The sequence below is a fragment of the Burkholderia sp. AU31652 genome, from assembly GCF_002223155.1.
Classification (GTDB): Bacteria; Pseudomonadota; Gammaproteobacteria; order Burkholderiales; family Burkholderiaceae; genus Burkholderia.
In genome coordinates, this window is record NZ_NKFG01000003.1 from 1,560,358 (window position 1) to 1,582,624 (window position 22,267).

Below are 22,267 nucleotides of genomic sequence, written 5' to 3' on the forward strand. Positions count from 1 at the left end.
GCCGGTTAGCGTACCGGCGCCGCACCACCGAGCAACTGCCTCCAGCCGCCGAGAAAGCCGATGCCCGGCCCCAGTGTCCACAGGCCGCGTTGTGCGGCTTCGAGATGGATCAGCGTCTGGTCCGCGCAGAACAGGGCCATCAGCGCATCGCGTCGATCATGCATCCAGTCCGGCACGTCATCGGGCCGCGTCGCGGCATAGGCTTGCAGGCCAGCATCCCAGCGCTGCGCATCGAATACGAAGCGGTCGTCCCTGCCTGCATCGCGCGACAGCGCGAACAACGCAAAAGCCGCTTCGAGCCACTGCGCGCCCTGCCCGACATCGTCGAAATCGAGCACGCCGTTCACCGCGTGCCCCACATACAGCAGGTTGCCCGCGTGATAGTCGCCGTGCAGCCAGTGCACCGCCCCCGTCAGCCAGCGGGCAGCAGCATCGAGATGTGCGCCGATCCAGTGAATCATCGTCTCGTAGTGGCCGCTCAAGTCACCCGGCAACGACGGCGCAGCGCGCGCCGCGACACGTGCGTGGCGCGCAGACAGCCAGGCGAGCGGCGCCGATTCGGTCACGGGTATCGCCGCCATCGCCGCATGCAGATGCGCAAGCGCACGCATCGCATCGATCGCGCCCGCCTCCGCATCGCTCGGCAGGCCGGGGCGGCCGTCGATATGCTCGAACAGATGCAGCCAGCTTCCGTCGGGCAGTTGCACGCCGGACTGTGCTTCAACGGTCGGCCGCAGCTTCGGCAATGCAGGCAGCATCTCGGCCGCACGCGAGCGGCCGAGATGGCCGAGCATCGCCGCCTCGCGATGCACCTGCTCGACCGCCTTGCCGGACCACGACGCGCGCAGCACCGCGCGCCCCGCATCGCACTCGACGAGATACGTTTTGTTAGTATGGCCCGACGCCAGCGCCTGCAGGTGCGCCGGCCCGATGTTCCAGTACCGGTGAAGCCACGGTTCCAGCGTTTTCACGTCACTCCTACTCGTTGCATTGACCATGTCAGAGCGTCCCTCGGCCCGCATGCGGGACATCAATATCGAATGGCTGACGCGCGCTGCCGAATTCGACCATCTGTTCCAGACGCGCTGGCTCGGCGAGCGCTTCTTCCACCTGCCCGGCGACATGCTCGCGCTCCAGGAGCTGATCTGGCGCGAGCGTCCCGACTGCATCGTGCAGACCGGGATCGCGGCGGGCGGCGGCGTCGTATTCTCCGCGTCGATGCTGGAACTCGCCGGCGACAGCGGCCGCGTCGTCGCGATCGAGCCGCGCCTGCGCGACGAGGTCAGGCAGCGCCTGCAATCGCACCGGCTCGCCCACCGGATGACGCTGATCGAAGGCGAATCATGCGCGGCCGACACGCTCGCCTCGGTGCGTGCGCAGATCGATGACGGCGCACGCGTGATGGCGATCCTCGATCTCACGCACACCCACGCGCACGTGCTGCGCGAACTCGAATGCTATGCGCCGCTCGTGACGCCCGGCAGTTACGCGATCGTGATGGACACCATCATGGAGTACCTGCCCGCGTCAATGTTCGACGGCAAGCCGTACGGCAAAGGCAACAACCCGGCCACCGCCGCGCATGAATTCCTCGCTCGCGACAAGCGCTTCGAGGTCGACTACGACATCGAGGACCGCGTCCTCATGACGCTGTCGCCCGGCGGCTTCCTGAAGCGAGTGCGCTGATCAGGCGCGCCGCCTCGGCAGAACCGTCGCGCGACGTGTAGCTCGCGCGGATTCGCGCCGCCTGCTCGCGCAGCGTCCCGGGCCGCAACAAGCGATCGAGCGCAGCAGCGATGTCCGCCACGCCGGCCTGCTGCAGATCCAGCACGCACCCCGCGCGGGCCCGCTCGACGAAGTGCGCCGAATGGAACTGGTCATTGCAGAACGGCGACAGCAGCATCGGCACGCCGCTCGCAAGCGACTCCATCACCGAATTCGCGCCGCCGTGACTGACGAACGCGTGCGTGCGCTGCAGCAGTGCCAGTTGCGGCACGTAACGCACGGCGACCACGCGCTCGTCGTCGGCCGGCAACAGATCCGAATCGACCAGCTCGCCCACCGACAGCACCAGTTGCGCCGACGTCGCGCGCGTCGCCTCGATGACCTTCGCAAACACGTCGGGATGGTAGTAAAGCTGGCTGCCGAGCGACATGTAGACCAATGGACGATCCGCATCGAGGCGTTCCCACGGGAACGGCGTCTCGTCGCCGCGCGGGCCGGACGGCATTGCCGGGCCGACCAGCTCGACACCCGGCGGCGGCGCACCGACCAGCGCGTCGGTCGTGAACGCGAGCGTCAGGTGCGGAGAGAGGATGTCGCATCCGCGAAAACGCGCGTCGAGCCCGTAGCGCGCGAACAGCCGCGTGCGTTCCGGCGTGAGCCATCGCACCGTGCGCAGCAGTTCCGAATCGAGATCGTCCGGCAGCACCGGATTCAGCGAATTCGACATCGAGACCCACGGCAGCCCTTCCAGTTCGGCGGCAATTGCCGCCGCATAGAGCAGCGGATCGATCACGACCACGTCGGGCCGCCAGTCACGCAGCACCGCGCGAATGCCGTCCACCTGCGCGGGCGCGAGATCGATCAGCAGCGTGCGGATCCAGTGCCGCAGCCAGGCCGCGTCGCGAATGTTCGCGGCGAAGCTCGCGCCGCGTGACAGGTCATGGCGCTCGGGCGTCTCGCGCGGCCCGACGAATTCGAAGCCGCCGGCGCCGTCGAGCTGCGCACTGATGTCGGCCGGCGCATAGAACGCGACGTCGCACCCGGCGGTGCGCAGATGCTGGGCCGGGCCGATACACGGATTGACGTGCCCCTTTTCGGGCACCACGCAGAACAGGATGCGTTTCATGAACGATTCAGGTTGGGCGATGCGCGGCATCGAGGTGGTCGAAATGATCGAGGATCAGCGACAGCGTCGTCCACAGCACGCGTTCGGTATCCGCCTGCAGCGTGGGCGCGGCCAGGCCGAGCGTGTCGGCCAGCGCGTGCGTGCGGTCGCGATCGAGCAGCGCCGCGAGATCCATTGCCGGGGCGAGCCGCCCGCGCTTCGGGCCGTGCACGAGACGGTCCGGCAGGTTCAGGCGCGCACCGAGATCGCGCAGGCACTGCTTGTCCGGGTCGGGCGCGATGCTCGTCAGATGCGCGACGACGGCAGCGTCGACGAACGGCGGATGCAGATCGACCGACGCCGCATCGAACAATGCATGGCACAGCGGCAGATAGTTGGCCGACTGATCGCGTCGCAGCACCTGATCCGCGCCGTCGCCGGTGATGGCCACCTCGACGCCGTCCGCGGCCATCGCCTCGGCGAGCAGCAGCTTCGCGACCGGATGCAGGTTGAACATCGGCTCCTCGACCGCATGCGTCGTTCTCGGCAGCGCCGCGACGAAATCGGCCTCGTTCGCGCGCACGATCTTCACGTTCGCCTGCATCTGCGCGGCCAGTTCGAGTGCGGCATCGCGCTCGCAATAGTCCGGCATGTCGGTCACGAGGACATAGGACGTCACGTGCCGCTGCGCGCCGAGTTCGCGCAGCAACGCAAGCAGCAACGCCGAATCGAGCCCGCCGCTCAGCGCCAGCGCGACGCGCTTGCCGCTGTCGAGCGCGCGCTGCAGCGACGCGCGCAGCACGGTTTCCAGATCGGCGTGCTGCGGCTGCCCGGGTGCCGGCTGCACGGTCAGCCCTTGCGGCGAACGGATCAGCGCATGGCCGGGCGGCACCGCGCGCACGTCGCGCAACACGGTGCGGCCGACCAGCCGCTCGCCGCTCAGGTAACCGGCGATGGCCGCCGCGTCCGGCTCGCCTGCCGCTTGCCCCGACGCGTGCAGGACGGCCCGGATGCCGGACGCCGCCGCACCGCTGCGCGGATGGTAGTGAAGCCGGTCGAAGCCGAACAGGTCGCGCGTGCCGACGATCATGGATAACGCGCCTTCAAGGCGTCCACTTCAATGCGTTTGAGGATGCGATGCGGCGCCACCGGCGCGCTGCCGCCCTGGCAATGCAGGCACGCTTCGAGCGGCGCCTCGCGTTGCAGATAGGCAAGCATCGCGTCGAGCATGCCAGCGTCGTCGCACAGCGGCAGGCCGTCGGACTGAAAATCCTTCTCACCCTGGTAGAGCGTATGGAAATGCGCCGGACGCGTGCAGGTGTAGAACATGCCGTCGCGAATCATATGGCAGCGCTCGCGGATCCAGCAATCGTGATAAAGGCGCTGCGCTGCGTCACGATCGGTGCCGGGCTGCGCACGGTTCATCGTCGTGAACACGTCCTGCACTTTCCAGTTCAGGCGCACGTCGAAGCGCGCGGCCTGGCGCTCGATGTGCGCGACCAGGTCGGGCGACAGCGACGGCTTCGGATAGCGCGAGATCGTCAGCGCATCCACCGCCTGCCAGAACGCATCGGTCATCTCGCCGAGCTTCAGGCCGTTCGTCGTGACGGAGACCACGGGCGCGATGCCCGTGGCGCGCACGCGCTGGACGAGTTCGACGAGCGCCGGATGCAGCAGCGGCTCGCCGCCGACCAGCTTGAACATGCGCGGGCGCAGCACCTTCGCGGCGCGGCGCAGATCGGCTTCGATCGACGCGGGGCTTGCATACCACTCGGGCAGCAACGGCGACAGCGAGCAGCATTCCGCGCAGGTCAGGTTGCAGTGATCGACGATGTGCGCTTCGAGCGAGCGCGTCAGCACGCGCCCGTCTTCGACGCGGTAATCGCGATCGAGCGGCGGCGGAAACACATGCTGCCGCTCGGTGGGCGGCGTCGGCTTCGACATCCGGTTCAGATTGGCATTCACTTCAGCGTCCTGCTTCCACACAACGGGAAAAGAAATCGACCAGACGGTCGCGCGCATCCACCATCGCGGCGGCCATCGTCACCGCGCCGTTCAGATGCGATGCAAAGCGCGACGGATCGTCGAGCCAGCCTTGCACGATCCAGAGCTTGAGCGCGTGCTGCAGACACGCGGCATCGACCGCCCAGGCAATGCGCGCGGGATCGACCGGCCGGGTCCGCCGATAGGCCAGCACGAACGCTTCCGCCAGATGCGGCGCCTCCAGCGGCAGATGGTTCAGGCAACGCACCAGTTCGTATTCACGCGGTGCGCCGATCGACGCTTCCCAGTCGAGAATGAGCGGCGGCAGCGTGCCCGTGAACAGATAGTTGAACTGGTTGTAGTCGTTGTGGATCGGGTGCTGCGGATCGTCGGCGGGAAACGCGTCGATGCTGCCCGGATAGTAGCGGTCGAGCAGGCGCAGCGCGAGATCGACGTAGCGGCGCAGGTTGTCGGCGGCGTGGTTCGCGCGTGCGCGATCGAGTGCATCATGCAGGCTGCGGCGCACTGCGTCCGCGTCGATCGCGGTCAGGCGTGCGCGGATCGTGTCGAGCTGCGGCAAGTGAAGCTGCTCGAGACTCAGATGCAACGCGGCCAGGCTCGCGCCGAGCGCATCCCATTCGGCCGGCGAAAACGTGTCGTAGGTTCTGAACTGCCCGGCTTCCCAGCGCGTCAGCATCGCGTGCGAGCCTTGTCCCGTCCACAGCGGCTCGCCGGACGTCGTGCGTTTCAGCATCTGCGCATGGAATCGGGGATCGCGATGCGTTTCCAGGTGAGCGAGCACGGCGGCCTCCTTGGCCGCACGCGCATGATGTTCGGACGCGTAGAGCTTGACCGCTACGCCGCCGTCATCGGTCGGCAGGTGCCACACGCGTTCGCCGACCTGGCGCGGCGGCCCGCTGCGGCCCAGCGCATAGGCATCGCGGATCTCGTCGAAGGTCGCGGCGAGCGAGTCCATTCAGATGTGCTCGGCCGGCCCGTATCGATACGGATGGCCGCTCAGGAACGTGTTGTGCCCGACGTAGCGCACCTTGTACATCGCCGGGCGGAACAGCACCGAAGGCGCGTTGTTCGCGATGCCGAGCAGCGGGTACAGGTCCTGCCGCACGAAGAACGCGTTGTTGCCCATGTCGTCGCAGCAGACGAGCTCATAGCCCTTCTGCCTGCCGAGATGGACGAGCGATTCGAGGCTCGCACCGTAATACGTCGAGCCGTCCCATTCGTGATCCGGGTTGAAGCACATGACCCAGCGCTCGGGCGGCGTGTAGTACGGGTTGTATTCGATGACGACGATACGCGGCTGGAATGCTTGCAAGCCGCGCCAGACCCAGTAGTCGTTGCCGTCGATGTCGATCGACAGCAGGTCGAAGTCGGTTGGCGTGTTGGCATCGGCGAGCAACGTGTCGATCGTGTCGGGCTGGATGCGATCGTGGTGCAAGCGAACGCGGTCCACAACCGCGTAGTGGGCGGCCAGCTTGCCGAAGCGGTACGCACTCCCTTCCACCAGCACGCCGGACCAATCCCGTTCGCGCAGCAGCCGCGCGGTGTTGCTGTTGCGCAGGCCGTCGCTTGCGCCGATATCGACGCAGAAGCGGTTGGTCGGCGCGATTCGCTCCATCAGGCGCGACAGGATGCCTTCCTCGGTGCCCTGTGCATAGAGGCTTGGCGCAAGGCCGGATAAATCGAGCGGGAGAGGATGGTCCTGCATCGAGGGGGCGGCTCCTGGTCGGAATTGAGGGTGGTATCCGGAGCGTAATTTACCCGAAGTCGATTGAGGGGAGGAAACGGGAATGTGCGACACCCCCGCGCTTCACCCGCACGGACATGAAAAAGCCCGCATCGACAATACTGTCGATGCGGGCCCGATGCGCTTCTCGCGGCTTCGCGTTGCTATGCGCTCCAGCTTCGTACCACGGCCGGACCGCAACACATGAACGGAAGCGTCAGGACACTTACTCCTGCCCCTGACTCGTCAGGAACTCCTCGTAATTGCCGCCGAAGTCGAACAGCGTGCCATCCGTACGCACTTCGATGATCCGGTTCGCCAGCCCGCTCACGAACTCGCGGTCGTGCGACACGAAGATCAGCGTGCCTTCGAACTGCTCGAGCGCGATCTGCAGCGACTCGATCGACTCCATGTCCATGTGGTTGGTCGGCTCGTCCATCAGCAGCACGTTGTGGCGGCCGAGCATCAGCTTGCCCCAGATCATGCGGCCCTTCTCGCCGCCCGACAGCACCTTCACCGACTTCTTGATGTCGTCCGACGTGAACAGCAGGCGGCCCAGCGTGCCGCGCACCATCGTTTCGTCGTCGCCGTCCTTGCGGTACTGGTCGATCCAGTCCATCAGCGTGATGTCGTTCGGGAACTCCTCGTACGTGTCCTGCGGCATGTAGCCGACGTTCGCGTTCTCGGACCACTTCACCGTGCCGTGCTCGAGCTCGAGCGCGCCGAGCAGCGAACGCAGCAGCGTCGTCTTGCCCGCGCCGTTCTCGCCGATGATCGCGATCCGCTCGCCCGGCTGAACCGACAGGTTGAAGTTCTGGAAGATCGTGCGCTCGTACTTCTTCGTGATCTCTTCAGCGACCACCGCGACGTTGTGCAGCTTCTTCTCGAACTCGAAACGGATGAACGGGTTCTGGCGCGACGACGGCTTGAATTCCTCGATCTTGATCTTGTCGATCTGCTTCGCGCGGCTGGTCGCCTGACGGGCCTTCGACTTGTTCGCCGAGAAGCGGCGCACGAAGTCCTGCAGTTCCGCGACACGCTCCTTCGCACGCGTGTTCGCCGCGGCCTGGCGCTCGCGCGCCTGTGCCGACGCGAGCATGTAGTCGTCGTAGTTGCCCGGCCAGACCTTCAGCGTGCCGAAGTCCATGTCGGCCATGTGCGTGCACACCGAGTTCAGGAAGTGACGATCGTGCGAGATGATGATCATCGTCGAGTTGTACTCGTTGAGCGTTTGCTCGAGCCAACGAATCGAGTTGATGTCGAGGTTGTTGGTCGGTTCGTCGAGCAGCAGCACGTCCGGCTTCGAGAACAGCGCCTGCGCGAGCAGCACGCGCAGCTTCCAGCCCGGCGCGACGTCGCTCATCGTGCCGTTGTGGAATTTCTCCTCGATGCCGATGCCGAGCAGCAGCGCACCCGCGCGCGCCTCGGCGTCGTAGCCGCCGTATTCGGCGAACTTGCCTTCGAGCTCGGCGGCGTGCATGTAGTCGTCGTCGGTGGCTTCCGGGTTCGCGTAGATCGCGTCACGCTCGGTCATGGCGGCCCACATTTCGGTGTGGCCCATCATCACGACGTCGAGCACGCGCACGTCTTCGTACGCGAACTGGTCCTGGCGCAGCTTGCCGAGACGCACGTTCGGCTCCAGCGCGACGTTGCCGGCGCTCGGCTCGAGGTCGCCGCCGAGGATCTTCATGAACGTCGACTTGCCACAGCCGTTCGCGCCGATCAGACCATAGCGGTTGCCCTCGCCGAATTTGACCGAGATATTCTCGAACAAGGGCTTCGGCCCGAATTGCATCGTGATGTTGGCAGTAGAAAGCACGGCAGGTCCCGTTAAAGGATAAATCGACGGAAAACCGTGTATTTTAGCAGGTGTCGGAGAAACTGCCGACCACGCCGTTCCGGCAGCGCATTTCCGGCCCCCTCGGCCTGCCGCCCGGCGGCCCGCCAACACGACGGCACGCGCCCCACCGCCGCCTTACCGGAAGCCCGCATGCTTGCCAGCCAGCTTCGCGAACAACTCGTCGGCGCGTGGCGCCTCGTGTCCTACGAAATCCGCCCGCGCGACGGCAGCGCGGTCACCTATCCGCTCGGCCGCGACGCGCGCGGCTGGATCCTGTACACGCCGGACGGCTACATGTCCGCCCAGCTGATGGCCGCCGGCCGGCCGCCCTACGCGGACGGCGACCTGCAGGGCGGCACCGCCGACGAGCGCGCGGCGGCCGCCGGCGGCTACATTGCGTATTCCGGCCCCTTTCAAGTCGCCGACGACGGCACGCTGACCCACGAAATGGACGTCAGCCTGTTCCCGAACTGGATCGGCAACGTCCAGCAGCGCGCCGTCAGGCTCGACGGCGATCGCCTGCAGCTCGGCACGGCCGCCCCGGTACGGATCGACGGCCGGGAAGTCGATGCCGTGCTGCTCTGGGTGCGCGCGGGCCGCTGATGCCCGTCACTTGCCGGCCTTCGCCGCCGCGCGCTGGGCCGCCTTCGCATTCATCTGGCCGAACAGCTCCGAGCACGGCACGTCGCGGTTGTTGCTCGGCGCGATCAGCGGAATCAGGGCCGCGAACGGGTTGATCAGCCCGAGGCCGACCATCGCGCCGGCACGCAGCGCGAGCGCGCCCGCGTCGACGCCGACGTTCGGGTTCTTGAACGTGCCCTTCGCATACAGCGGCGAGCGCAGCGAGAAGATCCGGAAACCCTTCGTGTGCGGATGGATCTTCAGGTTCAGCGTTTCGTCGCGCAGGCTGATCGGGCCGTCGACATTGATCAGCGCGTCGTCCGTATCGAGCGCGAACACCTTCGGGTCGAGAATGCCGTTGGTCGCAACGAAGTCGATCGCCGCGCAGTTGATCTTCACGTCGTTGTTGCCGAACAGCTTCTCGTAGACGACGTTCGCGACGTTCAGCCCCGCCGCTTCCATCAGCAGGCGGCTGATGCGGCCGTCCGTCACGAGCGCCTTCACCTCGCCGGTCGACGTCGCGGCCAGCGCGGCCGGCGAGTTGCCGGTCGCCGACAGCGACGCATCGCCGTTGATCTCGCCGAGCGCCGACTGCATGACCTTCTGCGCCGGGAACAACTGCTTGAGCTTCAGGTGCCGCGCCGCCACGGTGAAGCGGCCCTTCAGCGGCGCACCGCTGCCGTCGAGATGCGCGGTCGTCGCGAGCGTGCCGCCCGCGACGCCGAACTGCAGCGGCTCGAGCGACAGCACGCCGTCCGTCATCACGATGTGCGTGTACAGGTTGGTGATCGGCAGGTCCGAACTCTTGACCAGCTTGCGGCCGGTGAACTTGACGTCCGCGTCGAGCGCACGCCAGCGGTCCGTGCGGAACGTCTCGACCGGCAGCACGCGGCCCGACGGCTGTTTCGTCGTGTCGCCGCGCTTGGCCTTGCTCGCGGCCGTATCCGCGCCGATCACCGGCGCGAGGTCGGAGAACTGCAGCAGGTTCGACACGAGTTCGCCCGACAGCTTCGGCCGCGGCTCGCGCTGCTCGTAGACGAGCGTGCCGCCGAGATCGCTGCCGCCGACGCGACCGTTGAAGTTCTCGTAACGGAAGGTGCTGGCCTTGCGCTTGAAGTTGCCGATCAGTCGCCCTTCCGTCGCGTAAGGCGGCGTATCGGGCAGCGTGATGCCGGTCAGCTGGTAAAGGTGCGACATCGACGTGCCCTGCAGCCACAGTCGCAGATCGATGGCCGCGAGATGCATCGGGTCGGTCAGCGTGCCGACGATCGCGAGCCGCGTGTCGCCGGCCTTCACGTCAGCCTGCAACGGGAACGGCCGCGATGCGTCCTGGATCGCGAGCACGCCGCCCAGCTTGCCAGTGCCGCTGATCGGCACGTTCTTGTAGCGGCCGTCGACCTTCAGCCCGAACGCATAGGTCGGGCCGGACGGCTTCGCGGGCGCTGAGACGCTGCCTGCACCCGATGCGGCAGCGGCAGCCGATGCCGAAGAGGTAGCTGAGGAAGACGACGCCGGCACCACGGCAGACACGGCCGCAGCACCCGTTGCCGACGCCGAACTCACAGCCTGCGCAGCGGACGCACTCGACGCGGCCTCCGCGTTGGCCTTCGCGCTCAATTGCGCGGCGCCATGCTTGCCGACCCGCTGCGCCGATGCCGCGCGCGACGTCTGCTCCTGCTCCTTCAGCACGTCGCCGAGCGGAATCGGCTGCCCGAGCGTATCGATCGCGACGGTCAGGTCGGCCTTCGTGATCGCGTCGCGGTACGTGACGGTGCCCTTCGCGAAGCCGAAGCTGTCGAGCCGCACCTTCCACGGCGACGGCTGCGACGATTGCTTGAACTGGAAGGTCCACGTGTTGCGGCCGTCGGCGAGCCGCTCGAGGTCGACGGCCGGATTCACGACGTCGATCGACGGGATCACGATTTCATGCGCGAGCAGCGGCAGGATCGCGAGATCGAAGTGCGCGGCATCGAGCGTGACGAACTTGGGCATCTTCGCCCAGTCGGGGTTGCCGATCTCGAGCTGGGTGGCCGTGAAGCTCGGCCAGGGCACCCAGGCGCGCCAGCCGGTTTCGCCGTCGGGGCGGCGCCAGCCGACCTTCAGGTCGCCGTTGATCGCGAACGGGCGGCCGAGTGCGGCCGTGACCTGCTCGTTGACCCACGGCTTCGCGCGGTTCCAGTCGAAGATAAAGAGAAAGACGCCGGCCGCCGCGATGAGCACCGCGACGATACCGACGATCCATGCAGCCGATTTGCCGATGGCTCGGGCTAGCGTCATGGCGGTTCCGTTGTTGTTCTGAAATGTTGCCGCACCATGCCGGGCCGCTTGCGTGGACGAACGGCGCACGACACCCGCGGCTTTTCAATCGGTATTATGACGCACGCCATGGTGACGTTTCGGCGCCATTAACGCTTTTTTTCATTTGTGACATGACAGCCCCCACCGGCCTCATCGATGCAGCGCGCATCACGCGGCGCGATGCCAGCAGCGGCAAGACCCTGCTCGCCCCGACCGATTTCAGCCTCGCGGCGGGATCGCGAATTGCTATCACCGGGCCGTCCGGGTCGGGTAAAAGCGTGCTGCTGCGCGCGCTCGCGCTGCTCGACCCGCTCGACGGCGGCCACATCCTGTGGCGCGGCAAACGGATCCGGCGCAATGCGATCCCGCGTTACCGGCGCAGCGTCGCCTATGTGCGTCAGCGCCCCGCGCAGATGGACGGCACCGTCGAATCGCAGCTGCGCTATCCGTATTCGCTCGCGATCTATCGCGACGTTGCGTTCGATCGCGCGCGCGCCGAAGCGCTCGCCGCGCAGGCCGGCCGGGGTCCCGACTTTCTCGACAAGCGCGCGAGCGACCTGTCCGGCGGCGAAGCGCAGATCACCGCGCTGCTGCGCGTGCTGCAGCTCGATCCCGACGTGCTGCTGCTCGACGAGCCGACGTCCGCGCTCGACCCCGAATCGGCGCGCGCGATCGAAGCGCTCGTCGGCGCATGGTTCGACGCGGCGCCCGACGCCCGCGCGTACTTGTGGATCTCGCACGATCCGGCCCAGGCCGCGCGGATCGGCACGATGCGGCTCGTGATGCAGGCCGGCGTGATGCACGTGGCCAACCCGACGGAGGCAGCGCAATGAGCCCCGCCCTGCAGGACCTGAGCCTCGTCGACGTCGGCATCGCCGCCGCGCTCGTCGCGGTCAACGGCGCGATCTCGATGGCCCTGTCGCTCGGCCTCGGCCGCAAGCTCGCGCTCGCGGCCGTGCGCACCGTCGTGCAGTTGCTCGCGATCGGCTACGTGCTCGGCTGGGTGTTCGGTCATCCGCACTGGTACATCGTGCTGCCGCTCACCGCGCTGATGACGCTGATCGCCGGGTTCGCCGGCGCGGGGCGCGGCAAGCGCACGTATCGCGGCCAGCGCATCGACAGCATCGCGTCGATCTGGTTCAGCAGCTGGTTCGTCGCGGCGGTCGGCCTGTTCGTCGTGATCCGCATCCATCCGTGGTACGCGCCGCAATACGCGATTCCGATCCTCGGGATGATTCTCGGCAATACGCTCACGGGCGTGTCGCTCGGTGTCGAGCGGATGATGGAAGAACTCACGGCGCGCCGCGACCGCGTCGAAACCGCGCTGGCGCTCGGCGCGACACGCTGGGAAGCCGCGCAGGACGCCGCGCGCCAGGCCGTGCGCGCCGGCATGCTGCCGACGCTGAACCAGATGGCCGTCGTCGGCGTCGTGAGCCTGCCGGGGATGATGACGGGCCAGGTGCTGGCCGGCCAGTCGCCGCTGCAGGCCGTGCGCTACCAGATCGTGATCATGTTCCTGATCGCCGCGGCCTCCGCGCTCGGCACGGTCGGCGCGGTGCTGATGACCTATCGCCGGCTGTTCTCGGCGGATCACCGCTTTCTCGCCGCGCGGCTCGAAGAACGCGCGCACTGACACGCGGCGCCATCGCGCGATGCGTTCGCGCGGTTCGCCAGTCAGCGCGCGCTGCGGCGCTTGCCGAGCGCCTGCCGCAACGCGGCCGCGATGTCCGTGTCCGGCGCGAGCCCGTCGACCGACGCGACGAGCCTTACCGCACGCGGTGTCGTCACATAGGCGTGCGCGCCGACATAGCCGCCGCTGCCGGCCGAGCGCGTCGTCACGACGAGCGCCTGCGGCGCACGTGCGCCGAGGTCGGCCACGAATGCATCGGTGACCGTACCATCACGCACGTGCAGCGCGCCCGTCACGTAATCGTCGGTATCGAAGCCGGGGGCGGCATGCGCGGTCGAATACACGCGCACCGCGTAGCTGCCGGTCGAGCACGGTTCGAGCGCGCCGCTCGACACGACCGCCACCTGCTGCCGCGACGGCAGCTCGACTTTCTTCACGAAACCGCAATCGTCGGCCGCGTGCGCGTGTGCGGCGACGAACGCAATGACGTACAGCAACGCGCGCATTCGGTATTTCATCGGGATGTCATGACAGGAAGGTGATGATGTGGGCGAGCATGGCGTGACATGCTCATGACGTCATGCGGGTCGCTATGCGACGCTGTCGCACGGCGAACGACGAACGGCTGCCATGCCGTTGAAGCAGGTCGCGAGAAAGCACGGTGACGGCGACACGAAACGGTCACATGTCGCCGCGTGGTATTGCAGCAAGTCGAATCCGTTGCGCGCGCACCCGCTCCGACGCCGGCCCGCGTGCACCGTTCAGCGCTTGATCGACACCGTCACCTTCGAGCCATCGCTCATCGTGACGGACTTCGACCCGCCGTTGGTCGGGATCGACACCCACTTCACCTGGCTCACCGACACGACGTCCGGACACTGCAGCGACTTGCCGCCGGCCGTCACGTTGCGCGTGCCTTTCGGCGCGGCCGCCTGGAAGCTCAGCTGCACGTTGGCGACCCCCTTCGCGTCGATCGACGGCGCGAGCCGTACCTGGGTCTGGCGCACCATCGCGCCGTTCTCGTCGCGCGGCAGGTTGTCGGCGTTCGGGCAACCGTCCGGCATCGCGACCGCCCCGCTCGGCGGCACCGACTTCCAGTTGAAGTCGTCCGTCTCGCCCGAGCGGATCTTGCGGGTCTCCTGCGTATTGCCGAAGCTCTTCGAGTCGACCTTGACGGTGTATTCGAGCTGCCCGGTACCGCCGCCCTTCAGGCTGCCCTTGACCGGCGGCGCCGCGAATACGCTCGCGCTGATGCACGCCGCCGCGAACACGACCGACCACGTTGCGGCGACTGACAAGCTGCGTTGGCTCATGCTGACCTCCTTGGTATGCGGCGGCACGCGCGTGCCGCGCGGTTTTCGATGCATGATGCGCTGCCAGTCTACCGCCAAGCGGCATGCAATGCGCCGCAAACGCATCGGGTGTTACCCCGCTTGCGTTCGCGGCGCCGCAACCTTAAACGCGAGGCCGGCTCAGAAGCCGCTCAGCACGAGCTTGCCGATCGAGCGTCCGGCCTCGAGCAGCTGGTGCGCGCGCCGCACGTTCGCCGCGTTGATCGTGCCGAGCTGTTCGCCGACCGTGGTGCGCAGCGTGCCGCCGTCGACGAGCCGGGCGACTTCGCCGAGGATCCGGTGCTGCTCGATCATGTCCGGCGTCTCGAACATGGCGCGCGTGAACATGAATTCCCAATGAAACGCCGCGCTCTTCGCCTTCAGCAGCTCGACCGGCACCGGCTTGTCGTTCTCGACGATCGTGCAAATGCCGCCCTGCGGCCGGATGACCTCCGCAGCGGCCGGAAAGTGACGATCCGTGTCGTTGAAAATCAGCACGTAGTCGACGTTCGGATACCCGGCCTCGCGCAGCTGCGCAGGCAGGTCGCCGAAATGGTCGACCACCGCGTCCGCGCCCAGCGAGCGCACCCACTCGGTCGACGCCGGCCGAGATGCAGTTGCGATCACGTGCAGCTTGCCGAGCGCCTTCGCGAGCTGGATCGCGATCGAACCCACGCCCCCCGCGCCGCCGATGATCAGCACCGACTTGCCGGCGTCCGCGCCCTGCGGCGACACGCGAAGCCGGTCGAACAGCGCTTCCCACGCGGTCAGCGCGGTGAGCGGCAGCGCCGCGGATGCGGCGAAATCGAGCGTGCGCGGCTTCAGCGCGGCGATCCGCTCGTCGACCGTATGGAATTCGCTGTTCGCGCCCGGCCGCGTGATGCTGCCCGCGTAGAACACTTCGTCGCCGGGCCGGAACAGCGTGACGTCGGCGCCGACCGCGACCACCGTGCCGGCCGCATCCCAGCCGAGTACGCGCGGCGTGTCCTCGACCTGCGGCTTCGGCGCGCGCACCTTGAAGTCCACCGGGTTCACGGAAATCGCCTCGACCTTCACGAGCAGGTCGCGCGAGCCCGGCACGGGCTGCGGCAGCTCCACGTCGAGCAGCGCTTGCGGGTCGTCGATCGGCAGATAACGGGTCAGTCCAACGGCTTTCATCACGACACTCCTTCAAGGAAACCTGTGGGCCGCGGCGCAGCCCCATGAACGTCATCGTAGGCAACCCGATCATTCGAGAAAAGCGCTATATTTCCTGAAACATTTTCAGGAATTTCAGAATAATGGCCTCCGATCCGATTCCGGCCCCCGACAAGCCGCTCGACCTGCTCGACGTCGCGCTGTTCGTGCGCGCGGCGCTGCTCGCGAACGTCACCGCGGCCGGCCGTGAATTCGGCGTGTCGGCCGCGGTCGCGAGCGCGCGCATCGCGCAACTCGAACGCCAGCTCGGCGCACGGCTGCTGCATCGCACCACGCGCCGCATCAGCCTCACGCAGGACGGTGAAGTCTTCATGGCGCACGCCGACACGCTGCTGTCGGCCGCCGATGCCGCGCGCGCATCGGTCGGCCACGGCCGCTCCGAGCCGTACGGGCGGCTGAAGGTGTCGATGTCGTCGTCGTTCGGTCGCCAGCATGTCGCGCCGGTGATTCCCGCGTTCCTGCGCCGCTATCCGTCCGTGTCGCTCGACCTGCGGCTGTCGGACGAGATCGTCGACCTCGTCGACGACGGCTACGACGTCGCGATCCGCCTCGGCGCGCTGAAGGATTCGACGCTCGTCGCGCGCAAGCTCGCGACGAACCGCCGCGTGCTGTGCTGCTCGCCCGCGTATCTCGCCGCACACGGCACGCCGCGCCATCCGGCCGACCTCGCTCAGCATGAGTGCGTGATCCTCGGCGACCAGCGCGACTGGTCGTTCGCCACGCCGCAAGGCCCGCTCACCGTGCGGGTGGGCGGCCGGCTCGTCGCGAGCAACGGCGAGGCGATCCGCGAAGCGCTCGTCGACGGCTTCGGGATCGCGATCAAGTCGACCTGGGACGTCGGCCCGCTGCTCACGAGCGGCGCGCTCGTCACGGTGCTCGACGACTATCCGTTCGCGGAAGACATCGCGATCTGGGCCGTCTACCCGAGCCGCGCGCACGTTCCGCTGAAGACGCTCGCCTTCATCACGTTCCTGGCCGAGCATTTCGGCGACCCGCCGTACTGGGATCGCGCGGACGGGTCATGACCGCCCCGCCGCGCACGGTTTCGATCCTCACCCGACCGCCGCGTGCGGCCAACCGGCTACAATGGCGCGTTCGCCACGCACGGGCCCGCCGCCGGACAGGGCCCGCACCGGCAGGCGGCCGCCGTTGGCCGCAGACGCATTTCATTCGCTTCCCAACCATCCCGTCATGACCCACAACCTCGTCATCCAGAGTCTTGCGCCGCTGTCGGACACCCATCACAAACCGCTGCTCGCGCTGTCGCGCGGCACCCGCATCGTGCAGACCGACGATCATGCGCTGCGGATCGACAACGCGAACCCGGCGCAGCGCCTCGACATCGATGCCTACTGCGGCACGCACGCGCTCGACTTCGCGTTCGTCGAGGCCGGCGTCTCGCTCGGCGATTTCGGGCTCGCCGTGATGGACATGGATTCGACGCTGATCACGATCGAGTGCATCGACGAGATCGCCGATTTCTGCGGGCTGAAAACGCAGGTCGCCGAGATCACCGAAGCGTCGATGCGCGGCGAGATCCGCGACTTCAACGAAAGCCTCACGCGCCGCGTCGCGCTGCTGGCCGGGCTCGACGCGCACGCGCTCGAACGCGTGTACGAGGAACGGCTGCAACTGTCGCCGGGCGCCGAGAAGTTGCTCGCCGGCGTGAAGGCCGCCGGCATGAAGACGCTGCTCGTGTCGGGCGGCTTCACGTTCTTCACCGAACGGCTGAAGGCGCGCCTCGGCCTCGACTACGCGCATGCGAACACGCTCGAGATCGTCGACGGCAAGCTGACCGGCAAGGTGCTCGGCGAGATCGTCAACGCCGACGTGAAGGCGCGCCTGCTGCGCGAGACGTGCGCGTCGCTCGGCCTCGAGCCGCGCCGCGCGATCGCGATGGGCGACGGGTCGAACGACCTGAAGATGATGGCCGAAGCCGGGCTGTCGGTCGCGTACCACGCGAAGCCCGTCGTGCGCGATGCGGCGACGGTCGCGTTCGATCACGTCGGCCTCGACGGGCTGCTGCGGCTGTTCTGATCCCGCGGAATCCGAAATGAAAAACGCCGGCGCGATGCAACATCGCGCCGGCGTCTTGTTTTTCTGCCGAACGTTGTCGGCGGGCGATCAGCCCAGCGCAGCCTGCATCGCGCGCTCGATGTCCGCACGCAGGTCGCCCTCGTCTTCCAGGCCGACATAGAAACGCACCAGCGTGCCGCGATGCGCCCAGTCCGGACGCATCGACGCGACGTCGTAAGGCATCGCGAGGCTGCACGCGCCGCCCCAGCTCCAGCCGATCGCGAACAGCTCGAGCGACTCGACGAAGCGGTCGACCTGCTCCGCACTGTAGCGTTCGTCGAACACCACCGAGAACAACCCGCCCGCGCCGGTGAAATCGCGCATGAACGACGCGTGCCCCGGGCAATCGGCGATCTGCGGGTGCAATACCGCCGCGATCTCCGGCCGCGCCTTCAGCCATTGCGCGAGCGCAAGCGCGCTCTTGCTGTGCGCGTCGAAACGCACCTGCATGCTCGGCAGGCTGCGCAGCACGAGCGAGCAATCGTCGACCGACACGCCGACACCGCAGCGCATCCGCGCGAGCTTCAGCTGTGCATGCAGCGCCGCGTTCGCGGTGATCGTCGCCCCCATCAGCACGTCGCTGCCGCCCGACTGGTACTTGGTCAGCGCCTGCACCGAGATGTCGACGCCGTGTTCGAACGGCTTGAATGCGAGCCCGGCCGAAAAGGTGTTGTCGATCGCGGTGACGATGCCGCGCGCCTTCGCGGCCGCCGTGATCGCCTGCACGTCCGGCACTTCCATCGTCACCGAGCCCGGCGCCTCGATCCAGATCAGCCGCGTGTTCGGCTGGATCAGGTCGGCAATGCCGGCGCCGATCAGCGGATCGTAGAAGCGCGCGGTGATGCCGAAATCCTTCGCGAGCCAGTTGCCGAAATCGGCGTTCGGCCCGTACACGTTGTGCGGAATCAGCACGTCGTCGCCGGCTTTCACGATCCCGAAGTAGACGTTCATGATCGCCGCGAGGCCCGACGGCTGCAGCAGCGCATGCGTGCCGCCCTCGATCTCGGCAAGCCGCTGCGCGAGCGCGAGCGACGTCGGCGTCGCATGCAGGCCGTAGCGCCACTGGTTGTCGTTGTGCCAGACGAGCGCACGCATCGTCGCGAGATCGGGAAACACGACCGTCGACGCGCGCGCGACCGGCGGCACGAACGAACGGAAGCCTTCCGGGATCACGTCGTCGGGTTGAACGATGCGGGTTTGCAGTGCGCGCTTGGGAGTGGATGCAGTCATGACGGGAAGCCGGGCACGAGGCCGTTCGGTTGCGGAATATGCAGCTAGATTAGCCAAAATCGGCGCAATTGGCCCGGTACAATGCGCGCCGCACGCACCGAGCCAGCGCGGGTTCAGTCGTCGGTGCGCAGGTTGACGACGCCGCCCACCGTCTCGATTTCCTGCACGCGGCCGTCGCGCACCTGCAGCGCCGCACGCTTGCCCGGCGCGAGACGCAGCACGACGGGCTGCGGATCCGACTCGTCAGAATTCATCCGGTCGGCCTTCAGGGCACCCGTCGCGTCGAAGCGGCCGATCCACACGCCCGTGATGTTCGTGCCGTCGTTCGATTCCTCGATTTCGAGCGTGTCGCCGTCGCGATCGCCCGCGAGCAGCACGACCTCGCCCGTATCGGCGAACTGGTATTCGCCGTGCACGCCTTCCTCGTCCGTCTTCGGGCCGAGATGCACGACGATCGGCCGGTCACCGAGCGTGCCTTCGTAGCGCGGCAGGCGGGCGAACTCGGGATTCGGCTTCAGCGGCCGCGCCATTGCCGGTTCATCCTGCTGCGCGCCCGGCGCGACGGCCTGCGCCGCGACGACGCCCGGCATCACCATGCCCGCCGCCAGCGCGCCCGCGACGACGAGCGCCCGTTGCCATTGCGAATATCGACCCACCGTGTGTTGCTCCTTGCTTCAGATTCGCTCGAAAATCGCGGCGATGCCCATGCACATCGTCACGAGCGCCTTGCCGTGGCCGGCGTGCGCATGCCGCGTCAGCCCTGCATCAGGCGCTCCACCGCATCGCGGTGCGGAATCGGCGCAACCGCGCCGTAGCCCGTCGTCGACAGCGCCGCCGCGGCGTTCGCATAACGCGCCGCCGCGAACGGATCGTCGCCCGCGACGATCCGCGCGACGAACGCACCGCCGAAGCAATCGCCCGCGCCCGTCGCGTCGACGGCTTCGACCGCGAAGCCCGGCACGACGCGCCGCTCGTTCGGCGTCGCCACGTACGCGCCTTCCTTGCCGAGCTTCAACGCGACGACCTGCGGCCCGTGTTCGAGCATCGCATCGACGATCGCATCGCGATCGTTCGCGCCCGTGAGTGCCGTCACGTCGTCCCAGCTGGGCAGGCAGATGTCCGTCTGGCGCAGCGCCTCGCGCATCACCGCGCGAGCCCGCGGCAACGGCCACAGCTTCAGCCGCAGGTTCGTGTCGAAGCTGACCTTCGCGCCGTTGCGGCGAGCGTGGTCAGTCGCCGCGAATGCGGCATCGCACGCGGCCGTGCTGATCGCGAGGCTGATGCCCGACAGGTGCACGGCTTTCGCGGCGGCCAGTGCATCGAGCGGCAGATCCCCCGTTGCGTAACGGCTCGCCGCCGAGCCCGCACGCAGGTAGTCGAACTGGTGACCGTCGGCGCCGTGCGTGACGAAGTACACGCCGGTCGGCGCCGCGCGGTCGATCCGCACGTACGTCGTGTCGACGCGTTCCGCGCGCCACATGTCGGCCAGCAGGCGACCGAACGGATCGTCGCCGATCGCCGACACGAAGCCCGTCGACGCGCCCTGACGCGCGGCGGCGATGCAGAAGTTCGACGTGTCGCCGCCGAAGCCCTGCAGGAATTCAGGCCGGCCCGGCTGCGACTGGTTGAATTCGATCATCGCCTCGCCGAGCGCGAGGATCTCCGGGAATGCGGCGGCCATCGCTTACACCTCGCCCCACAGATCGTGGCCGTCGGCGCCCGTGATCTTCACGGACACGAAATCGCCGACCTTGTAGCGCTTCGATGCCTTCGCCGCCGGCTCGACATAAACGACGCCGTCGATCTCCGGCGCATCCGCCGCCGTACGGCCGATCCCGCCTTCCTCGCTGACTTCGTCGATCAGCACCTTGAGCGTCTTGCCGACCTTGCGCTGGATGCGGTTCGCCGACACTTCCTCGGCAACTTCCATGAAGCGCGCGCGGCGTTCCTCGCGGACTTCATCCGGCAGCGCGCCGTCGAGTTCGTTCGCCGTCGCGCCTTCGACCGGCGAATACGCGAAGCAGCCGACGCGATCGAGTTCCGCTTCGCGGATGAAGTCGAGCAGCGTTTCGAACTGCTCTTCCGTCTCGCCGGGGAAGCCCGCGATGAACGTGCTGCGAATCGTCAGGTCCGGGCAGATCTCGCGCCACTTCTGCACACGCTCGAGCACCTTCTCGGCGTTCGCCGGACGCTTCATGCGCTTCAGCACTTCCGGGTGCGCGTGCTGGAACGGCACGTCGAGATACGGCAGCACGTGACCCTTGAACGGGCCTTCGGCCATCAGCGGAATCACTTCGTCGACGCTCGGATACGGATACACGTAGTGCAGGCGCACCCATGCGCCGTACTGCGCGGCGAGTTCGCCGAGCGCGGCGACCAGGTCGGTCATGCGCGTCTTGATCGGCTTGCCGTTCCAGAAACCCGTGCGGTACTTCACGTCGACGCCGTACGCGCTCGTGTCCTGCGAGATCACGAGCAGTTCCTTCACGCCCGACTTGAACAGGTTCTCGGCTTCCAGCATCACTTCCGCGACCGGGCGCGACACGAGGTCGCCGCGCATCGACGGGATGATGCAGAACGTGCAGCGGTGGTTGCAGCCTTCGGAGATCTTCAGGTACGCGTAGTGGCGCGGCGTGAGCTTGATGCCGGCCGCGGGCACGAGATCGGTGAACGGGTCATGCGGCTTCGGCAGGTGCGAATGCACGGCCTGCATCACTTCGCCCACCGCGTGCGGGCCGGTGACGGCGAGCACCTTCGGGTGGACTTCCTCGATCAGGTTCGAGCCGCTGGCGCTCGACTTGGCGCCGAGACAGCCGGTGACGATCACCTTGCCGTTCTCGGTCAGCGCTTCACCGATCGCGTCGAGGCTTTCCTGCACGGCTTCGTCGATGAAGCCGCAGGTGTTCACGACGACGAGGTCGGCACCGTCGTAGGTGCCGGAGATTTCATAACCTTCGGCGCGCAGTTGCGTGATGATCTGTTCGGAGTCGACGAGCGCCTTCGGGCACCCGAGGGATACGAACCCTACTTTGGGGGATTGGGACATCTGGAATGTGGGGGCGTGGCAGCAAAAGCGTGAGTTTACAGCCATTTAGGGGTGGCGAGGCAAAACAGGCGATCGGCGGCGGCATCGACCGTCGAATCGGATGCGCGACGCGCCGGCGGGCCGTCATGCGACGGCTGCCCGATGCGTCCCTTTCAATTTGAAATCGCGCTGTCTGTCGCTACGCGTCGACGGCCAAGCCACGCATGGCCGTCGACGAGCGCATCACGGCAGCAATATCCCCGCAACGCGCCATCGGTCAACACGCATCGAAAAGTATGAAAAACTTCACGCTCGCCGCGCTCGACGCATCGCAGTCAACTGACCGCCGGGCCGGCACCCGATCTTCCGCGTTCATCCTGCCTATACAAAAGGACGCTACATGTCAGTACGACGTTTGATATGCACGTGGCTCTCGCTGTGCCCGTTGATTGCAGGCACGGC

General features: G+C 67.3%; 22 protein-coding genes. 7 read left to right on the forward strand and 15 right to left on the reverse strand.

The window, feature by feature from the left end; translation table 11 throughout:
- Positions 1 to 5: 5 nt before the first annotated feature.
- Positions 6 to 971 (reverse strand): phosphotransferase, encoded by a 966-nt coding sequence (locus CFB40_RS09780; RefSeq protein ID WP_089431139.1) that lies wholly within the window; start codon positions 969 to 971, stop codon positions 6 to 8.
- Between the two features lie 25 nt (positions 972 to 996).
- On the opposite strand from CFB40_RS09780, the gene CFB40_RS09785 reads away from it, so the two are divergent.
- Positions 997 to 1,686 (forward strand): cephalosporin hydroxylase family protein, encoded by a 690-nt coding sequence (locus CFB40_RS09785; RefSeq protein WP_089425531.1) that lies wholly within the window; start codon positions 997 to 999, stop codon positions 1,684 to 1,686.
- On the opposite strand, the gene CFB40_RS09790 is transcribed toward CFB40_RS09785, so the two are convergent.
- The 6 genes from CFB40_RS09790 to CFB40_RS09815 form a co-directional block, all read right to left on the reverse strand.
- The gene (locus tag CFB40_RS09790; RefSeq protein ID WP_089431431.1) at positions 1,643 to 2,851 is read right to left on the reverse strand and encodes a glycosyltransferase; all 1,209 of its coding nucleotides are present in this window, start codon (positions 2,849 to 2,851) and stop codon (positions 1,643 to 1,645) included. The two genes, CFB40_RS09785 and CFB40_RS09790, sit on opposite strands and share 44 nt — an antisense overlap.
- Before the next feature lie 7 nt (positions 2,852 to 2,858).
- Positions 2,859 to 3,920, reverse strand: coding sequence for an asparagine synthase-related protein (locus CFB40_RS09795; RefSeq protein WP_089431140.1), 1,062 nt, complete (start codon positions 3,918 to 3,920; stop codon positions 2,859 to 2,861).
- Positions 3,917 to 4,774 carry a 4Fe-4S cluster-binding domain-containing protein gene (locus CFB40_RS09800; protein ID WP_089425930.1) on the reverse strand — a complete coding sequence of 286 codons (858 nt, stop codon included), beginning with the start codon at positions 4,772 to 4,774 and terminating at the stop codon, positions 3,917 to 3,919. The genes CFB40_RS09795 and CFB40_RS09800 overlap by 4 nt, the downstream gene beginning before the upstream one ends.
- Positions 4,775 to 4,796: 22 nt before the next feature.
- Positions 4,797 to 5,789, reverse strand: coding sequence for a phosphotransferase enzyme family protein (locus CFB40_RS09805; protein ID WP_089431141.1), 993 nt, complete (start codon positions 5,787 to 5,789; stop codon positions 4,797 to 4,799).
- Positions 5,790 to 6,539, reverse strand: a complete 750-nt coding sequence (locus CFB40_RS09810; RefSeq protein ID WP_089431142.1) for an FkbM family methyltransferase — start codon at positions 6,537 to 6,539, stop codon at positions 5,790 to 5,792. It lies immediately after the preceding gene.
- Positions 6,540 to 6,783: 244 nt separating this feature from the next.
- Positions 6,784 to 8,376 (reverse strand): ABC-F family ATPase, encoded by a 1,593-nt coding sequence (locus CFB40_RS09815; protein ID WP_069248073.1) that lies wholly within the window; start codon positions 8,374 to 8,376, stop codon positions 6,784 to 6,786.
- Between the two features lie 171 nt (positions 8,377 to 8,547).
- On the opposite strand from CFB40_RS09815, the gene CFB40_RS09820 reads away from it, so the two are divergent.
- Positions 8,548 to 9,000, forward strand: coding sequence for a lipocalin-like domain-containing protein (locus CFB40_RS09820; RefSeq protein ID WP_089431143.1), 453 nt, complete (start codon positions 8,548 to 8,550; stop codon positions 8,998 to 9,000).
- 6 nt (positions 9,001 to 9,006) lie between these two features.
- Here the strand turns inward: CFB40_RS09820 and CFB40_RS09825 are convergent, their stop codons facing one another.
- Complete coding sequence (locus tag CFB40_RS09825; RefSeq protein WP_089431144.1) at positions 9,007 to 11,295, reverse strand: AsmA family protein; 2,289 nt, start codon at positions 11,293 to 11,295, stop codon at positions 9,007 to 9,009.
- 152 nt (positions 11,296 to 11,447) lie between these two features.
- On the opposite strand from CFB40_RS09825, the gene CFB40_RS09830 reads away from it, so the two are divergent.
- Both CFB40_RS09830 and CFB40_RS09835 read left to right on the forward strand, forming a co-directional pair.
- Positions 11,448 to 12,149, forward strand: a complete 702-nt coding sequence (locus CFB40_RS09830; RefSeq protein ID WP_089425537.1) for an ABC transporter ATP-binding protein — start codon at positions 11,448 to 11,450, stop codon at positions 12,147 to 12,149.
- A complete protein-coding gene (locus CFB40_RS09835) occupies positions 12,146 to 12,949 on the forward strand; it encodes an ABC transporter permease (RefSeq protein ID WP_039357836.1) in 804 nt (267 codons plus the stop codon). Before CFB40_RS09830 ends, CFB40_RS09835 begins: the two co-directional genes overlap by 4 nt.
- Before the next feature lie 41 nt (positions 12,950 to 12,990).
- Here the strand turns inward: CFB40_RS09835 and CFB40_RS09840 are convergent, their stop codons facing one another.
- From CFB40_RS09840 to CFB40_RS09850, 3 genes are all read right to left on the reverse strand, one after another.
- Positions 12,991 to 13,464: a PliI family lysozyme inhibitor of I-type lysozyme gene (locus tag CFB40_RS09840; protein WP_089431145.1), complete on the reverse strand. Its 474-nt coding sequence runs from the start codon at positions 13,462 to 13,464 to the stop codon at positions 12,991 to 12,993.
- Between the two features lie 243 nt (positions 13,465 to 13,707).
- A complete protein-coding gene (locus CFB40_RS09845; RefSeq protein WP_089425931.1) occupies positions 13,708 to 14,259 on the reverse strand; it encodes a DUF6013 family protein in 552 nt (183 codons plus the stop codon).
- Positions 14,260 to 14,418: 159 nt separating this feature from the next.
- Positions 14,419 to 15,435, reverse strand: a complete 1,017-nt coding sequence (locus CFB40_RS09850; protein WP_089431146.1) for a zinc-binding alcohol dehydrogenase family protein — start codon at positions 15,433 to 15,435, stop codon at positions 14,419 to 14,421.
- A gap of 122 nt (positions 15,436 to 15,557) precedes the next feature.
- On the opposite strand from CFB40_RS09850, the gene CFB40_RS09855 reads away from it, so the two are divergent.
- Both CFB40_RS09855 and serB read left to right on the forward strand, forming a co-directional pair.
- Entirely contained in the window at positions 15,558 to 16,499 is a 942-nt protein-coding gene (locus CFB40_RS09855) for a LysR family transcriptional regulator (RefSeq protein ID WP_089431147.1), read from the forward strand.
- A 166-nt stretch (positions 16,500 to 16,665) separates the two neighbouring features.
- The gene (serB, locus tag CFB40_RS09860; protein ID WP_089431148.1) at positions 16,666 to 17,511 is read left to right on the forward strand and encodes a phosphoserine phosphatase SerB; all 846 of its coding nucleotides are present in this window, start codon (positions 16,666 to 16,668) and stop codon (positions 17,509 to 17,511) included.
- Positions 17,512 to 17,598: 87 nt separating this feature from the next.
- On the opposite strand, the gene CFB40_RS09865 is transcribed toward serB, so the two are convergent.
- The 4 genes from CFB40_RS09865 to rimO all read right to left on the reverse strand — a co-directional run bounded on the left by CFB40_RS09865 (position 17,599) and on the right by rimO (position 21,826).
- Positions 17,599 to 18,780 carry a cystathionine beta-lyase gene (locus CFB40_RS09865; protein WP_069248082.1) on the reverse strand — a complete coding sequence of 394 codons (1,182 nt, stop codon included), beginning with the start codon at positions 18,778 to 18,780 and terminating at the stop codon, positions 17,599 to 17,601.
- 113 nt (positions 18,781 to 18,893) lie between these two features.
- Entirely contained in the window at positions 18,894 to 19,436 is a 543-nt protein-coding gene (locus CFB40_RS09870; RefSeq protein ID WP_089425543.1) for a hypothetical protein, read from the reverse strand.
- Between the two features lie 98 nt (positions 19,437 to 19,534).
- Entirely contained in the window at positions 19,535 to 20,461 is a 927-nt protein-coding gene (locus tag CFB40_RS09875) for a sugar kinase (RefSeq protein ID WP_089431149.1), read from the reverse strand.
- 3 nt (positions 20,462 to 20,464) lie between these two features.
- Entirely contained in the window at positions 20,465 to 21,826 is a 1,362-nt protein-coding gene (gene rimO, locus CFB40_RS09880) for a 30S ribosomal protein S12 methylthiotransferase RimO (RefSeq protein WP_027787268.1), read from the reverse strand.
- 203 nt (positions 21,827 to 22,029) lie between these two features.
- On the opposite strand from rimO, the gene CFB40_RS37875 reads away from it, so the two are divergent.
- Positions 22,030 to 22,224 carry a hypothetical protein gene (locus tag CFB40_RS37875; RefSeq protein ID WP_143329834.1) on the forward strand — a complete coding sequence of 65 codons (195 nt, stop codon included), beginning with the start codon at positions 22,030 to 22,032 and terminating at the stop codon, positions 22,222 to 22,224.
- Positions 22,225 to 22,267: the final 43 nt, after the last annotated feature.

Bases quoted from the DNA above. Each gene is read 5' to 3' on its own strand.
- CFB40_RS09850 (WP_089431146.1), bottom strand. From the start codon at position 15,435: ATGAAAGCCGTTGGACTGACCCGTTATCTGCCGATCGACGACCCGCAA.
- CFB40_RS09825 (WP_089431144.1), bottom strand. From the start codon at position 11,295: ATGACGCTAGCCCGAGCCATCGGCAAATCGGCTGCATGGATCGTCGGT.
- serB (WP_089431148.1), top strand. From the start codon at position 16,666: ATGACCCACAACCTCGTCATCCAGAGTCTTGCGCCGCTGTCGGACACC.
- CFB40_RS09795 (WP_089431140.1), bottom strand. From the start codon at position 3,920: ATGATCGTCGGCACGCGCGACCTGTTCGGCTTCGACCGGCTTCACTAC.
- CFB40_RS09805 (WP_089431141.1), bottom strand. From the start codon at position 5,789: ATGGACTCGCTCGCCGCGACCTTCGACGAGATCCGCGATGCCTATGCG.
- CFB40_RS09845 (WP_089425931.1), bottom strand. From the start codon at position 14,259: ATGAGCCAACGCAGCTTGTCAGTCGCCGCAACGTGGTCGGTCGTGTTC.
- CFB40_RS09875 (WP_089431149.1), bottom strand. From the start codon at position 20,461: ATGGCCGCCGCATTCCCGGAGATCCTCGCGCTCGGCGAGGCGATGATC.
- CFB40_RS09865 (WP_069248082.1), bottom strand. From the start codon at position 18,780: ATGACTGCATCCACTCCCAAGCGCGCACTGCAAACCCGCATCGTTCAA.
- CFB40_RS09785 (WP_089425531.1), top strand. From the start codon at position 997: ATGTCAGAGCGTCCCTCGGCCCGCATGCGGGACATCAATATCGAATGG.
- CFB40_RS09855 (WP_089431147.1), top strand. From the start codon at position 15,558: ATGGCCTCCGATCCGATTCCGGCCCCCGACAAGCCGCTCGACCTGCTC.
- CFB40_RS09800 (WP_089425930.1), bottom strand. From the start codon at position 4,774: ATGTCGAAGCCGACGCCGCCCACCGAGCGGCAGCATGTGTTTCCGCCG.
- CFB40_RS09790 (WP_089431431.1), bottom strand. From the start codon at position 2,851: ATGAAACGCATCCTGTTCTGCGTGGTGCCCGAAAAGGGGCACGTCAAT.
- CFB40_RS09840 (WP_089431145.1), bottom strand. From the start codon at position 13,464: ATGAAATACCGAATGCGCGCGTTGCTGTACGTCATTGCGTTCGTCGCC.
- CFB40_RS09830 (WP_089425537.1), top strand. From the start codon at position 11,448: ATGACAGCCCCCACCGGCCTCATCGATGCAGCGCGCATCACGCGGCGC.
- CFB40_RS09820 (WP_089431143.1), top strand. From the start codon at position 8,548: ATGCTTGCCAGCCAGCTTCGCGAACAACTCGTCGGCGCGTGGCGCCTC.
- CFB40_RS09810 (WP_089431142.1), bottom strand. From the start codon at position 6,539: ATGCAGGACCATCCTCTCCCGCTCGATTTATCCGGCCTTGCGCCAAGC.
- CFB40_RS37875 (WP_143329834.1), top strand. From the start codon at position 22,030: ATGGCCGTCGACGAGCGCATCACGGCAGCAATATCCCCGCAACGCGCC.
- rimO (WP_027787268.1), bottom strand. From the start codon at position 21,826: ATGTCCCAATCCCCCAAAGTAGGGTTCGTATCCCTCGGGTGCCCGAAG.
- CFB40_RS09835 (WP_039357836.1), top strand. From the start codon at position 12,146: ATGAGCCCCGCCCTGCAGGACCTGAGCCTCGTCGACGTCGGCATCGCC.